This is a genomic window from Tsukamurella strandjordii, from assembly GCF_039525985.1.
Lineage (GTDB): Bacteria > Actinomycetota > Actinomycetes > Mycobacteriales > Mycobacteriaceae > Tsukamurella > Tsukamurella strandjordii.
Window position 1 is genome coordinate 71,786 of sequence record NZ_BAAAII010000006.1, and the last position, 15,309, is coordinate 87,094.

General features: G+C 71.7%; 3 protein-coding genes. All 3 read left to right on the plus strand.

What is annotated here, in order from left to right:
• The first annotated feature begins 51 nt into the window (after positions 1-51).
• From ABD108_RS11660 to ABD108_RS11670, 3 genes are read left to right on the plus strand one after another with little or no spacing between them, the layout of a single operon-like run.
• A complete protein-coding gene (locus ABD108_RS11660) occupies positions 52-9,369 on the plus strand; it encodes a fatty acid synthase subunit beta domain-containing protein (RefSeq protein ID WP_343930370.1) in 9,318 nt (3,105 codons plus the stop codon).
• 17 nt (positions 9,370-9,386) lie between these two features.
• On the plus strand, positions 9,387-9,770 hold the full coding sequence (gene acpS, locus ABD108_RS11665; RefSeq protein WP_220659525.1) for a holo-ACP synthase AcpS: 384 nt from the start codon (positions 9,387-9,389) through the stop codon (positions 9,768-9,770).
• A 46-nt stretch (positions 9,771-9,816) separates the two neighbouring features.
• Entirely contained in the window at positions 9,817-15,255 is a 5,439-nt protein-coding gene (locus ABD108_RS11670) for an ATP-binding protein (protein ID WP_305111448.1), read from the plus strand.
• Positions 15,256-15,309: the final 54 nt, after the last annotated feature.

Consider the following 15,309-nt stretch of genomic DNA (forward strand, 5'->3'; position numbering starts at 1 on the left):
CGGACGTGCCGCCGTGATTCGGTGCGCAACGAGCTCTTCACGAGGAGATTCATGACTGTCGACGACTTCGTCACCGCACAAGCACGCACCGCGAAGAACCCTCGGTCGAACGAAGCACTCGTGGACAGGCTGTCGTCCGGCGAGCAGTACGCGCTGATCTTCGGCGGCCAGGGCGGCCCGTGGCTGCCCGGCCTCGTCTCCCTGCTCGAGCAGACCGGCCTCGCCGACGATCCCGAGTACCGCGAGCTCTTCGACGGCTTCGTCTCCCGCGCCGACAGCGTGCTCGAACCGGTGCGCGCCGAACTGCTCCGTGCGCAGGCCCTCACCTTCGACCCGATGCGCTGGCGCGACGCCTCGATCGCCGCCTCCGAGGCCGAGACCACCGACGAGGAGGCCGACGATGCGGCGGCCGCACCGCAGGCCGGACAGTCCCGCCGCCCGCTCGCCCCCCAGGTCGACGGTGCCGTCTTCTCCGTGCCCGGCGTCCTGTTCAGTCAGCTCGTGGCCCTGTACGGCCTGGAGGCCCAGGGGCTCGATCCGTGGGACGTGCCGCCGGTCGCCGCCATCGGCCACTCGCAGGGACAGCTCGCCGTCGCCGCCTTCGCCTCCCGCGGGGGCGAGGGCGACCTCCTCGCCATCGCGCGCCTGATCGGCGCCGCCGGCCGGGTGGTCGCCCGCCGCAAGGGCCTCGTCGCTCTCGGTGGTGCCACCCCGATGATGTCCGTCTCCGGCGTCCGCCAGGACAAGCTGGAGCAGCTCCTCGCCGACTTCACCGCCACCGTCGCCTTCGACGCCTGCGGCCCCGTCCTCGCCGTGCGCAACAGCCGCACCGCCTTCGTGCTCACCGGCACGCCCAAGCTGCTCGCCGGCTTCCGGGAGTTCTGCGAGTCCGTCGCGGAGACCGAGGAGGCCGAGCGCAAGGACAAGCTCACCGGCGGTGCGCCGTTCGCGCCGAAGTTCGAGGACGTGCCCGTCGACATCGGCTTTCATCACCCGGCGCTCGCCGACGGCGTGACCCTGGTGACCGAGTGGGCCGAGCGCTGCGGCCTCGACGCCGAGCGCGCCGGCCGCCTCGCCGCCGCCGTGCTCGTCGAGCAGGTCGACTGGGTCGCCGACGTCGACGCCGCGATCGCCAAGGGCGCGCGCTGGCTGATCGACCTCGGCCCCGACGATCTGGCCACGCGCCTGGCCGCCGCCCCGGCCCGCGGTCGCGGCGTGGGCCTGGTGCCCGCCACCACCCTGCGCGGAGCGCGGAACCTGTTCTCGCCCGGTGGCATTCCCGAACTCCCGCTGGCCTGGTCGGAGTTCGCGCCGCGCCTGGTCTCGCTGCCCGACGGCCGCACCGTGCTCTCCACCCGGTTCACCGAGCTCACCGGGCGCAGCCCGATCCTGCTCGCGGGCATGACCCCCACCACCGTCGACCCCGGCATCGTGGCCGCGGCCGCCAACGCCGGACACTGGGCCGAACTGGCCGGCGGCGGACAGGTCACCGAGCCGATCTTCGCCGAGAACATCACCAAGCTGACCGCGCTGCTCGAACCGGGTCGCGCGGCGCAGTTCAACTCGCTGTTCCTCGACCCGTACCTGTGGAAGCTGCAGCTCGGTGGCAAGCGCATCGTCCAGAAGGCCCGCGCCGCGGGCGCCCCGCTCGACGGCGTGATCATCACCGCCGGCATCCCCGAGCTGGAGGAGGCCACGGCCCTCGTCGAGGAGCTCACCGACGCCGGTATGCGCTACGTGGCCTTCAAGCCCGGCACCGTCGAGCAGATCCGGCAGGTGGCGCGGATCGCCGCCGAGGTGCCCCGCTACCCGGTGATCGTGCACGTCGAGGGCGGCAAGGCCGGTGGCCACCACTCGTGGGAGGACCTCGACGAGCTGCTGCTGTCGACCTACTCCGAACTGCGTGACCGCGGCAACGTGGTGCTCGCCGTGGGCGGCGGTATCGGCACGCCCGAGCTGGCCGCCGAGTACCTGTCCGGCGAGTGGTCGCGCAAGTACGGCGCCCCCGCGATGCCCGTCGACGGCATCCTCGTGGGCACCGCCGCGATGGCGACCCTGGAGGCCACCACTTCCGACGACGTCAAGCGCATGCTGGCCGAGATCCCCGGCACCCCGGACTGGATCGGCGCCGGCCACGCCGGCGGCGGAATGGCCTCGGGCCGTAGCCAGCTCGGCGCCGACATCCACGAGATCGACAACGCCGCCTCCGCGTGCGGCCGCCTGCTCGACGAGGTCGCGGGTGACGGCGACGCCGTGGCCGAGCGCCGCGACGAGATCGTCGCCGCCATGGCCGGCACCGCCAAGCCCTACTTCGGCGATGCCGACGCCATGACCTACGGCCAGTGGCTCGAGCGCTACCTGGAGCTGTCGGTGGGCACCCGTGCGCAGGTCGCCGCGGCCGATCCGGAGCGCTTCGGCGACTACGGCTGGCTCGACGTCACGCACCAGGACCGTTTCCTGTCGATGCTGCACCGCGCCGAGGCCCGCCTCGCCGCCGAGGATCGCGGCCCGATCGAGACCGCCTTCGCGGACGTCGCCGCCACCGACGACGCCTACGCCGCGCTCGACACGCTGCTGCAGCACTACCCGGAGGCCGCCTCCACCCGGCTGCACCCGGCCGATGTGCCCTTCTTCGTCTCGCTGTGCCGCACGCCCGGCAAGCCGGTCAACTTCGTGCCCGTCATCGACAAGGACGTGCGCCGCTGGTGGCGCTCGGACTCGCTGTGGCAGGCGCATTCCCCGCGCTACGGCGCCGACGAGGTGTGCATCATCCCCGGCCCGGAGGCCGTGGCCGGCATCACTCGCGTCGACGAGCCCGTCGGTGAGCTGCTGAACCGGTTCGAGGCCGAGCTCGTGCGTCGCCGCACCAGCGCGGGCGACACCCCGGAGGCCGTCGCCGGTCGCCGCGTGGTGCCCGGCGTCGAGTCCGTGCCGCTGGCCCGGGCCCTGGCCGCCACCAACGTGCTGTGGGCCGGACGCCTCGTGCACAGCCCGATCGCGCGCCTCGGCGCCGGCAGCACCTGGGCCATCCACGGCGAGGGTGCGGAATCCGTTGCACTGCAGCCCGACACGGGTGCGCGCGTCCGCGTGACCGGACCGAACTCCGTGCGCCTGGAGATCCCGGTGTCCGGTACCGAGCTGGTGATCCCCATTGAGGTCCCCGACAGCTGCGCCGACGGCGGCGTGCCGGTGATCGAGCTCGGCGAGGCCAGCAAGGCCATGTCCACACTGGTCGCCCTGGCCGCCGCGGGTGAACTGCCCGCCGTGCGCGACGGTGCCGCCACGATCGACTTCGACTTCCGCGCCGAGGACGCCGCCGATCACGCCGCGATCACCGCGGACAGCCTCCCGGTGGGGCTCTCGGCGCTGTACGGCGACGAGCAGCTCGCCGTGCCGGACGCCTTCGTCGGCCTGTGCTGGCCCGCGTCCTTCGCGGTGGTCGGCGATGCCAAGAACGCCGAGGGTCGCCCCGTGGTCGAGGGCATGCTCGACCTGGTCCACCTGGACCACGCCATCGAGCTGGCCGCGAACCCGGCGCCGGGCTCCTACCGCGCCACCGCGCGCCTGCAGGACGTCACCGCCACCGATATCGGCACCGTGGTCACCGTCGGCATCGACGTGCGCACCCCGGGTGCGAGCGAGCCCGCCGTCACCATGACCGAGCGGTTCGCCATCCGCGGCCGCACCGGCGAGGCCGAGCTGGCCGACCCGCAGCCCGCCGGCGACGCCCGCGGCGAGACCGCGACCGAGACCCCGCGCAAGCGGGTCCGGCAGGTCACGGTGCAGGCGCCGCAGGACATGAGCGGCTTCGCCGCCGTCTCCGGCGATCACAACCCGATCCACACCAGCCAGGTGGCGGCGTCGCTCGCCGGCCTGCCCGGCCCGATCGTGCACGGCATGTGGCTCTCCGCCGCCGCACAGCAGGTCACCTCGGCGTCCAACGGCGATGTCATGCACCGCAAGATCCGCGGCTGGACCACCCGCTTCCTCGGCATGGTCCTGCCGGGCGACGAGGTGCAGTTCACCGTCGAGCGCGTGGGCATCGACCGCGGCGGCGAGCTGCTCGAGATCACCGCCCGCGTCGGCGAGAACCTGGTGATGGCGGCGTCGGCCGTGGCCTTCCCGGCCGTGACCGCTTACGTCTTCCCGGGCCAGGGCATCCAGGGCAAGGGCATGGGCCTGGCCCAGCGCTCGCGCAGCAAGGCCGCCCGCGAGGTCTGGGACGCCGCCGACGAGCACACCCGCGAGAACCTCGGCTTCTCCATTCTCGCCGTGGTCCGCGACAACCCGCTGTCCATCCGCGCCAACGGCACCACCTACAGCCACCCCGACGGTGTGCTGTACCTGACCGAGTTCACTCAGGTCGCGATGGCCACCGTGGCCTGCGCGCAGCTGGCCGAGCTGAAGGAGGCCGGCGCCCGCGTCGACGAGCCGATCATCGCCGGCCACTCGGTGGGCGAGTACAACGCGCTCGCCTCGGCCGGTGTGCTGCCGCTGGGCACCATCCTGGAGACCGTCTTCCACCGCGGGCGCATCATGCAGCAGCTGGTCCCGCGCGACGAGGACGGCCGCAGCCCGTACGCCATGGCGGCCATCCGGCCCGAGCTGTTCGAGGTCGACGACGCCGATCTCGCCAACTGGGTCGAGGGCAGCCTCGAGGGCGCCGACGAGTACGCCGAGATCGTCAACCTCAACCTGCGCGGCGCGCAGTACGTGGTGGTGGGCAACAAGGCGGGCCTCGATGCGCTGGAGTCGGCGATCGCCGAGCGTACCGGCAGCCCCAAGGCCTTCCAGGTGGTGCCGGGCATCGACATCCCCTTCCACTCGTCGGTGCTGCGCGCCGGCGTCCCCGAGTTCGCCGCGCGCCTGGACGAGCTGGTGCCCGCCGAATTCGACTACACCAAGCTGGTGGGCAAGTACCTGCCGAACCTGGTGGCGCGCCCGTTCGAGCTGACCGCCGACTTCGCGGTCTCCATCCTCGACGTGGTGCCCAGCGAGCCGGTGCGCGAGCTGGTCGCCGATTGGGATGCCGCCGCGGCGAACCCGATGGCCACCGCCCGCACCCTGCTCATCGAGCTGCTCGCCTGGCAGTTCGCCAGCCCCGTCCGGTGGATCGAGACGCAGGATCAGCTGCTCATCGACACCGATCACGGTGGCCTCGGCGTGGAGCGGTTCATCGAGGTGGGCCTCGCGTCCGCCCCGACGCTCGCGAACCTGGCCAGCCGCACCCTGGCGCTGGCCTCGTACCAGCGGGCCGCGGCCACCGTGCTCAACGCCGAGCGCGATGCCGCCAAGGTCTTCGCGACCGATGAGGACGCCCCGGAGGACGAGGCGGAGGCCGGAGTCGACGAGGCCACGGCCGCACCGGCTCCCGTCGCGGCGGCCGCCCCGGCACCGTCGGCCGCCCCCGCGGCACCGGCGGGCGGACCGCGCCCGGACGATCTGTCCTTCGACGCCGCCGACGCCACCCGCGCGATGATCGCGATCTGGACCAAGATGCGCCCGGATCAGCTGGAGAAGACCGACACCATCGAGACCCTGTGCGACGGTGTGAGTTCGCGCCGTAACCAGCTCCTGCTCGACCTGGGTTCGGAGCTCAACCTCGGCGCCATCGACGGTGCCGCGGAGGCCGATCTGCCCACGCTGGCCACCACGGTCACCAAGCTGGCGCGCACCTACAAGCCGCTGGGTCCGGTGCTGTCGGAGACCGTCGGCAACCAGCTGCGCAAGCTGCTCGGCTCCACCGGCAAGCGCCCGAACTACATCACCGAGTACGTCACGGGCACCTGGGAACTCGGCGCCGGCTGGGCGCAGCACACCGTGCTCGCGCTGGCCACCGGCACCCGCGAGGGCGCGTCGGTGCGCGGCGGCGATCTCGCCACCCTGCTCGACGGTCCCGTCTCCAACGCCGCGGCCCTGGACGCGCTGATCGACCGCGCCGTCATGGAGGTGGGTGCCGCCCAGGGCGTCGCCGTGGGCAAGCCCTCCGCGGGCGGCGGTGGCGGCGGTGCGACCGTCGACGCCGCGGCGCTCGCCGAGTTCACCTCCACCATCACCGGTCCCGACGGTGCGCTCGCCGCCTCGGCCCGCACCCTGCTGCGCAAGCTGGGCCTGGAGACGGTCGAGGGCGCACTGCCCGAGCTGGATGACGAGTCGGAGAAGCTGGCCGCGCTCATCGCCACCGAGCTGGGCGACGACTGGGCCACCGCTGTGGCGCCGGCCTTCGACAGCAACAAGGCCGTGCTGCTCGACGATCGCTGGGCCAGCGCCCGCGAGGACCTGCTCCGCGTGTGGAGCATGGATCCGGCGACCTTCCCGACCTACAGCAAGCACCTGCTGGCTGCGGCCGAGGGCGCCGGACCGGTCCTGGTGAACCAGGCCCGCTGGTGGGAGAAGAAGGCCATCGAGGCGGGCCGTCCCGAGCACGCGCAGGCATACGCCTACCTGGCGGGTCTCGCCGAGGCCAACCCCGAGCCCGGCGAGTACGCCGACGAGGTGGCCGTGGTCACCGGCGCATCGGCCGGTTCCATCGCGGCCGCGGTGGCGGGCCGGCTGCTGGCCGGCGGTGCCACCGTCATCGCCACCACCAGCCGTCTCGACGAGAAGCGCCTGAACTTCTTCAAGGAGCTGTACCGCAACAGTGCCCGCACCGATGCGGCGCTGTGGGTGGTCCCGGCCAACATGTCCAGCTACGCGGATGTGGATGCGCTGGTCGAGTGGATCGGCGAGCGTCAGGCCGAGACCGTGGGCCCGTACACGATGGTCCACAAGGAGGCCCTGGTCCCCACGCTGCTGTTCCCGTTCGCCGCACCGCGCGTCTCGGGCGATATGGCCGACGCCGGACCGCGCGCCGAGCTCGAGATGAAGATCCTGCTGTGGTCGGTGGAGCGGCTCATCGCCGGACTGTCCGCCATCGGTAAGGACACCGATCTGGCCTCGCAGCTGCACGTGGTGCTGCCCGGCTCGCCGAACCGCGGCATGTTCGGCGGCGACGGCGCGTACGGCGAATCGAAGGCCTCGCTCGACGCCCTGGTCACCCGATGGAACGCGGAGAAGTCCTGGTCGGAGCGAGTGACCCTGGCGCACGCCATCATCGGCTGGGTCCGGGGCACCGGCCTCATGGGCGGTAACGACCCGCTGGTCGAGGCCGTCGAGGCGGCCGGTGTGCGCACCTGGTCGACCTTCGAGATGGCCGATCAGCTGCTCGCCAACGCCACCCCGGAGGCGCGTGAGCGCGCCGCGCAGGCGCCGCTGTACGCCGACCTCACCGGTGGGCTGGGCGGCGTGAGCCTGGACATGAAGGCGCTCGCCGATCAGGCCATGGAGGCGCGCCTCGCCGAGGCCGCCGAGGCCGAGGACGAGGGCACCATCGCCGCGCTCCCGGGCGCCCCGGTCGCCACCATCACCGAGCCCGTGTGGGACGGCATCGACGCCCGCCCCGAGGACATGGTCGTCATCGTGGGCGCCGGCGAGGTGGGCCCGTACGGCTCCGCCCGCACCCGCTTCGAGATGGAGGTCGACGAGCGGCTCTCCGCGGCAGGCGTCGCCGAGCTGGCCTGGGTGACCGGCATGGTCACGTGGGAGAACGATCCCGAGCCCGGCTGGTACGACGCCGAATCCGGCGAGCTGGTGCCCGAGGCGGAGCTCGCCGACAAGTACCACGACGCCGTGGTCGAGCGGTGCGGCATCCGCGAGTTCAGCGACGACGGTGACATCGAGGACAAGACGGCGCCGCTGCTGGTCTCCGTCTTCCTCCCGGAGGACATGACCTTCGTGGTCGCCAACGAGGCGGAGGCCCGGGCCTTCGTCGACGCCGACCCGGAGAACACCGTCGCCGTGCCGATGGAGACCGGCGAGTGGCAGGTGACCCGCAAGGCGGGCACCGAGATCCGCGTGCCGCGCCGCACCAAGCTGCTGCGCAGCGTGGGCGGTCAGGTGCCCGACGGCTTCGATCCCAGCCACTGGGGCATCTCCCCGGAGATGCTGGAGTCGGTCGACCGGCTGGCCATCTGGAACCTGGTGGCCACCGTCGACGCCTTCATCTCCGCGGGCTTCGAGCCGGCCGAGCTGATGCAGTACGTGCACCCGGCGCACGTCGCCAACACGCAGGGCACGGGCATGGGCGGTATGAGTTCGATGCGCGACCTGTTCATCAACACCCTGCTGGGCGAGCCGAACCAGAACGACATCCTGCAGGAGGCCCTGCCGAACGTCGTCGCGGCGCACGTGGTGCAGAGCTACGTGGGCAGCTACGGCGCGATGATCCATCCGGTCGCCGCGTGCGCCACCGCGGCCGTCTCGGTCGAGGAGGGCGTCGACAAGATCAAGGTCGGCAAGGCCCTGTTCGCCGTGACCGGCGGCTTCGACGACCTGTCGATCGAGGGAATCACCGGCTTCGGGATGATGCAGGCCACCGCCGACAGCGAGAAGATGCTCGCCAAGGGCATCGACCCGCGCCGCTTCTCGCGCGCCAACGACCGCCGCCGGTCGGGCTTCGTCGAGTCGCAGGGCGGCGGCACCATCCTGCTGGCCCGCGGCGACATCGCCGCGCAGATGGGCCTGCCGGTCCTCGGCGTGGTGGCGTGGGCGCAGAGCTTCGGCGACGGTGTGCACACCTCCATCCCGGCGCCCGGTATGGGTGCGCTGTCGGTGGCGGCGGGCGGCGCGCAGTCGCCGATGGCGCGCAGCCTGCAGCGTCTGGGCGTGGCCGCGGACGACGTGTCGATCATCAGCAAGCACGACACCTCGACCAACGCGAACGATCCGAACGAGGCGAACCTGCACGAGCGGATCGCCGCCTCGATCGGCCGGAGCGAGGGCGCCCCGATGTTCGTGGTCTCGCAGAAGTCGCTCACCGGTCACGCCAAGGGCGGCGCGGCGGCCTTCCAGCTGATCGGCATGTGCCAGATGCTCAACGAGGGCGTGGTTCCCCCGAACCGCAGCCTGGACTGCGTGGACGACGAGATGCGCAAGTACCCGCACCTGGTGTGGCTGCGTGAGACGGCACGTTTCGGGGAGGGCTTCCGTCCCAAGGCGGGCCTGCTCACCTCGCTGGGCTTCGGTCACGTCTCGGGCCTGATCGCGGTGGTGCACCGCGACGCCTTCCTGGCTTCGCTGGCGCCGCAGGAGCGGGCCGCCTACATCGCGGCCGCCCGGGAGCGGGAGGTCGCCGGACGGCGCGCGGTGCTGTCGGCCATGTGCGGCCGGTCGGGTCTGTACCGCAAGCCCCCGGCGGGTCGCCGCTTCGGCGCCGACTCCTCGTCGGAGACCACGGACAGCCGCGAGGCCGCGCTGCTGCTGGACGACGACCTGCGCCTGGGACGCGACGGCACGTACGACGGGACGTCGTGCGCCGGTGGATGCCAGTAGCCGATAGGCTGCCCGCCATGGCTGTGGTGGGTGTCGGGATCGATCTGGTGAACGTTCCCGACTTCGCCGAGCAGCTCGCCCGGCCGGGCACGACGATGCTCTCGTCGTTCAGCCCGGCCGAGCGGCGCGACGCCGCCGGCGACGTCCGGTCGCTGGCAGCCCGGTGGGCGGCCAAGGAGGCGGTCTTCAAAGCGTTCTCGTCGGGTTACTACGCTCAGCGGCCCGCCGAGAAGGAGATCGGAGCGCGTGAGGTGGAGGTGGTCTCGGACGCCTGGGGCCGCCCCGCGGTGCGCGTCCACGGACGGATCGCGGACGACCTCGGGCCGGACGCGACGATCCATGTTTCACTCACCCACGACGGTGATACCGCGGCTGCGGTCGCGGTGATCGAGAAGACTTGAGCGCGGGCCAGCCCCGTACCTGACATATCCGAAAGGGAAACAGCGAGTGTTCAGCCGAATCGCCATCGTGAACCGCGGCGAGGCCGCGATGCGCCTCATCCATGCCGTGCGCGACCTGGCCGCCGAAACCGGTCAGCAGATCGAGACCGTCGCCCTCTACACCGACGTGGATCGGAACGCGACCTTCGTGCGTGAGGCGGACATCGCCTACGACCTCGGGCCCGCATCTGCCCGCCCGTACCTGAACCTGGAGCTGCTCGGCCAGGCCCTCAAGGACACCGGCGCCGACGCGGCGTGGGTGGGCTGGGGCTTCGTCGCCGAGGATCCCGCCTTCGCCGAGAAGTGCGAGGAGGTGGGCGTCACCTTCGTCGGCCCCAGCGCCGACGCGATGCGTCAGCTGGGCGACAAGATCGGCGCCAAGCTGATCGCCGAGGAGGTGGGCGTCCCGGTCGCACCGTGGAGCCGCGGCCCGGTGGAGACGCTGGAGGAGGCCAAGGACAAGGCGAAGGACATCGGCTACCCGCTGATGCTCAAGGCCACCGCGGGCGGTGGCGGTCGCGGTATCCGCATGGTCGCCTCGGACGCCGATCTCGAAGAGGCCTACCTGCGTACCCGCGAGGAGGCCGAGCGCGCCTTCGGCAGCGGCGTCGTCTTCCTCGAGCGCCTGGTCACGGGTGCCCGCCACGTGGAGGTCCAGGTGATCTCCGACGGTGAGACGGCGTGGGCGCTCGGCGTGCGCGACTGTTCGGTGCAGCGTCGCAACCAGAAGGTGATCGAGGAGTCGGCCTCGCCGGTGCTCGGACCGGAGCAGGTGCAGCGGCTCAAGGAGTCCGCGGAGCGCCTCGCCATCAAGGTCGGCTACCGCGGTGCCGCCACCGTCGAGTTCCTCTACCACCCGGGCGACGATCTGCTCGCCTTCCTCGAGGTGAACACCCGCCTGCAGGTGGAGCACCCGATCACCGAGGTCACCAACAGCTTCGACCTGGTGCGCGCGCAGCTGCACGTGGCCTCCGGCGGCAAGCTCGACGGTGAGCGCCCCACCGAGCGCGGGCACGCCATCGAGGCCCGCCTCAACGCCGAGGATCCCGACCGCGACTTCGCACCGGCCCCCGGCCGGATCGCGCTGCTGGACCTGCCTGCGGGCCCGGGCATCCGGATCGATACCGGCGTCTCGCAGGGCGACACCATCCCCGCCGATTTCGATTCGATGATCGCCAAGGTGATCGCGTACGGCAGCGACCGCGACGAGGCCCTGGGCCGACTGCGCCGCGCCATGACCGAGACCCGCGTGATCATCGAGGGCGGCGCCACCAACAAGAGCTTCGTGCTCGATCTGCTGAACCAGCCCGAGGTCATCGACGGCAGCGCCGATACCGGCTGGATCGACCGCGTGCGCGGCGAGGGCCGCCTGGTGGCCGACCGGCACACCGCCGTCGCTCTCGCCTCGGCCGCGATCGACGCCTACGAGGATGAGGAGCGGGCCGAGCTGCAGCGTCTGTTCGCCACCGCCTCCGGCGGCCGTCCCCAGGTGCAGCACGAGAGCGGTCAGCCGCTCGACTTCAAGCTGCGCGGCGCGAGCTACCGCGTGCGGGTCGCCCGCACGGGCGCGCACCGCTTCCGCCTGGTGATCGAGAACGGCCCCGAGGTCCGCACCGCGGACGTCGATCTGGAGCGGTTCGACAATCACACCGGGCAGGCCGTGGTCAACGGCGTCCGGTACCGGCTCACCACCGGCACCCACGGCCCCGTGCACGTGGTCGATGTGGACGGTGTCACGCACCGCGTGAGCCGCGATGAGGGCGGCGTTGTCCGTTCTCCCGCACCGGCTCTCGTGGTGGCCGTGCCGCTGTCGGTGGGCGATGAGGTCGAGGCGGGTGCCCCGATCCTGGTGCTCGAATCGATGAAGATGGAGACGGTGCTGCGCGCGCCGTTCTCGGCCAAGCTCAAGGAGATCACGGTCACCGTCGGCAGCCAGGTGGAGGCCGGTGCGGCGATGCTGCGCCTGGAGCCCCTGAGCGACGAGGCCGAGGCCGCCGGTGTGGGCGAGGCGGCACCGCTCGACCTGGTCACCGAGCCCGACGCCGCCGATGCCGAGGCCCGCGCCGCGCGCGGCCGCGATGATCTGCGCAGCCTGCTGCTCGGCTTCGATCGCGATCCCGCCGACGACCGGCGCGTGCTCGACGACTACCTGGCCGCTCGCACCGAGGTCGGCGCGGGCCCGGTCGCCGACGAGCTGGCCCTGGCCGGCGTCTTCGCCGACCTCGCCGAGCTGAGCCTGCGGAGCGCGGTCAGCGACGATCAGGTGCACAGCCCGCGCGAGCACTTCCACACCTACCTGCGCAGCCTCGACGTCGAGCGGGCCGGTATCCCCGAGATCTTCCAGGCGAAGCTGACGGCGGCACTGTCGCACTACGGCATCACCGAGCTGGAGCGCACCTCCGATCTGGAGGGCGCGGTCTTCCGCATCTTCCTCGCGCTGCAGCGCCCGAAGGACACCGTCGGCGCGATCACCACGCTGCTGCGCAAGTGGCTGCGCGAGCCGGCCCCGGCCGCATCGGCGGAGGCGCGGCCCACGCTGGAGCGCCTGATCGGTGCCACCCAGTCGCGGTACCCGGCGATCGCCGATCTCGCCCGCGGTGTGGTCTTCGCGTGGTTCGGTCAGCCGCTGCTGCACGGCAACCGGCAGTCGGTGTACTCGCAGGTCCGCGAGAACCTGACCTACCTCGACGGCAAGCCCGACGCCGCCGACCGCGCCGATCGCATCGGCGAGATGGTGCGCAGCACCGAGCCGCTGGTGGCGCTGCTGGGCGAGCGCCTGGTCTCGGGCGCGCAGTCCGATAACACCGTGATGCTCGAGGTGCTCACGCGCCGGTACTACGGCAACAAGGGCCTCGGCGACGTCCGCACGCAGGACGTGGACGGCACGGTCTTCGTGGTCGCGGAGAAGGACGGTGCGCTGCTGGCCTCCACCGCGGTGGACTACCGGGGCCTGCCCGGTGCGATCACCGGTCTGGCGAAGGTCGCCGATGGCGCGGCGTCGGTCGACGCCGACATCTACCTGAGCTGGGAGCAGCAGCCCGAGGACTTCGACGAGATGGCGGTGGTGCTCGACAACGCGCTCAGCGCCCACCCGCTGCCGCCGCAGGTCCGGCGCGTCACGGTCACCGTGGCGGGCACCGACGGCTCGGTGATGCACCACCACTTCACCTTCCGGTCGGCGGCCAACGGCGTCGCCGAGGACCGCCTGATCCGCGGCCTACACCCGTACATCGCCCAGCGCATGCAGCTGGAGCGGCTGCGCCGCTTCGATCTCACGCGGCTGCCGTCCTCGGACGACGAGGAGGTGTACCTGTACCGCGCCGTCGCCAAGGAGAACCCGGCGGACGATCGCCTGGTGGCCTTCGCCCAAGTCCGCGACCTCACGGCGGTCCGCGACGGCAAGGGGAACCTGCTGGCGCTGCCGGCGGCCGAGATCGTGCTGGCCACCTGCGTGGACTCGATCCGCCGGGCCCAGGCGGCGCAGCCCTCGGCGAAGCGCCTGCCCACCAACCGGATCGTGATGTACATCTGGCCGCCGATCGACCTCAGCGAGGCCGATATCGCGGAGGTGGTGCGGCACGTGGAGTCGATCGCCGCCGGCGCGGGCCTCGAGGAGGTCCTGTTCATCGGCCGCCGCAGCGACGATGCGGGCGTGCTTTCCAAGACCGAGGTGCGGATCGCGCTGAGCCCCACCGGGAACGCGGTGTTCTTCGAGGGCGGCCCGAGCGACGAGCCGGTGGAGCCGATCGACGGTTACCGCCAGAAGGTGCTGCGCGCCGCGAGCCGCAACACCGCCTACCCGTACGAGTTGACGGGCCTGCTGGGCGATTTCACCGAGTACGACCTGGCCGACGGCGATATCGCCGACGTCCTGGTCCCGGTGAACCGGCCGAAGGGCCGCAACACCGCGGGCATCGTGGCGGGCGTCATCAAGACCGCCACTCCCGAGTACCCCGAGGGCATCACCCGCGTGCTGCTGCTGGGCGATCCGACCAAGTCGCTCGGTGCGCTCGCCGAGGGGGAGTGTCGCCGGATCATCGCCGCGATCGACCTCGCCGACCGCATGCAGGTACCGGTCGAGTGGTACGCCCTGTCCGCCGGTGCCCGCATCTCCATGGACTCGGGTACCGAGAACATGGACTGGGTGGCCGAGGCGCTCAAGAAGATCGTCGAGTTCACGCAGGAGGGCGGCGAGATCAACATCGTCTCCGCCGGCATCAACGTGGGCGCGCAGCCGTACTGGAACGCCGAGGCCACCATGCTCATGCACACCAAGGGTGTGCTGGTGATGACCCCGGAGTCGGCCATGGTGCTCACCGGCAAGCAGTCGCTGGACTTCTCCGGCGGCGTCTCCGCCGAGGACAACTTCGGCATCGGCGGCTACGACCGGATCATGGGTCCGAACGGCCAGGCGCAGTACTGGGCGCCGGATCTGCTGGGCGCGCGCGACATCCTCATGCGGCACTACGCGCACACCTACGTCGCGCCGGGCGAGGCCGCTCCGCGCGCATCGCAGACCAACGATCCGTCGGACCGCGACATCACGGCCTTCCCGCACCGGATCGCCGACAGCGATTTCACCACGGTGGGCGATATCTTCTCCTCGGAGAAGAACCCGGACCGCAAGAAGCCCTTCGATATCCGCACCGTGATGCGCGCCCTGTCGGACCAGGATCACCCGATCCTGGAGCGCTGGGCCGGCATGGCCGATGCGGAGACCGCGGTGGTGCAGGACGTGCACATCGGTGGTACCCCGGTGGCGCTGCTCGGCATCGAGTCCAAGTCGGTTCCGCGGCTGGGCTTCCCGGCCACCGACGGTCCGGACACCTACACCGCCGGCACGCTGTTCCCGCAGTCGTCGAAGAAGGCGGCCCGCGCGATCAACGCGGCCAGCGGTAACCGTCCGCTGGTGGTGCTGGCCAACCTGTCGGGCTTCGACGGTTCGCCGGAGTCGCTGCGCAAGCTCCAGCTGGAGTACGGCGCCGAGATCGGTCGTGCGATCGTCAACTTCAAGGGCCCCATCGTGTTCTGCGTGATCTCGCGGTACCACGGCGGCGCCTTCGTGGTGTTCTCCAAGCGGCTCAACCCGAACATGACGGTGCTGGCCATCGAGGGCTCGTTCGCCTCGGTGCTCGGCGGCGCGCCCGCCGCGGCCGTGGTCTTCTCCGGTGAGGTCAACTCCCGCACCGGAGCCGACCCGCGGGTCAAGGCGCTGGAGGACCGGATCGCGGGTGTCTCCGGCACCGCTCGTGCCGCACTGGCCGCCGAGCTGGAGGAAGTGCGTGCCTCGGTGCGCGCCGAGAAGCTGGGCGAGGTGGCCGCGGAGTTCGACCAGGTGCACAGCATCCGCCGCGCCGTCGAGGTCGGTTCGGTCGACGAGATCGTCGCCGCGTCCGATCTGCGTCCGAAGATCATCTCGGTGATCACGAAGGCCTCGCAGAAGTAGCTCGATCAACGAAGGGCGCCACCGGTTCTCCGGTGGCGCCCTTCGTCGTTCCAC

Coding starts and splice junctions, on each gene's coding strand:
- ABD108_RS11660 (WP_343930370.1), top strand. CDS start 52: ATGACTGTCGACGACTTCGTCACCGCACAAGCACGCACCGCGAAGAAC.
- acpS (WP_220659525.1), top strand. CDS start 9,387: ATGGCTGTGGTGGGTGTCGGGATCGATCTGGTGAACGTTCCCGACTTC.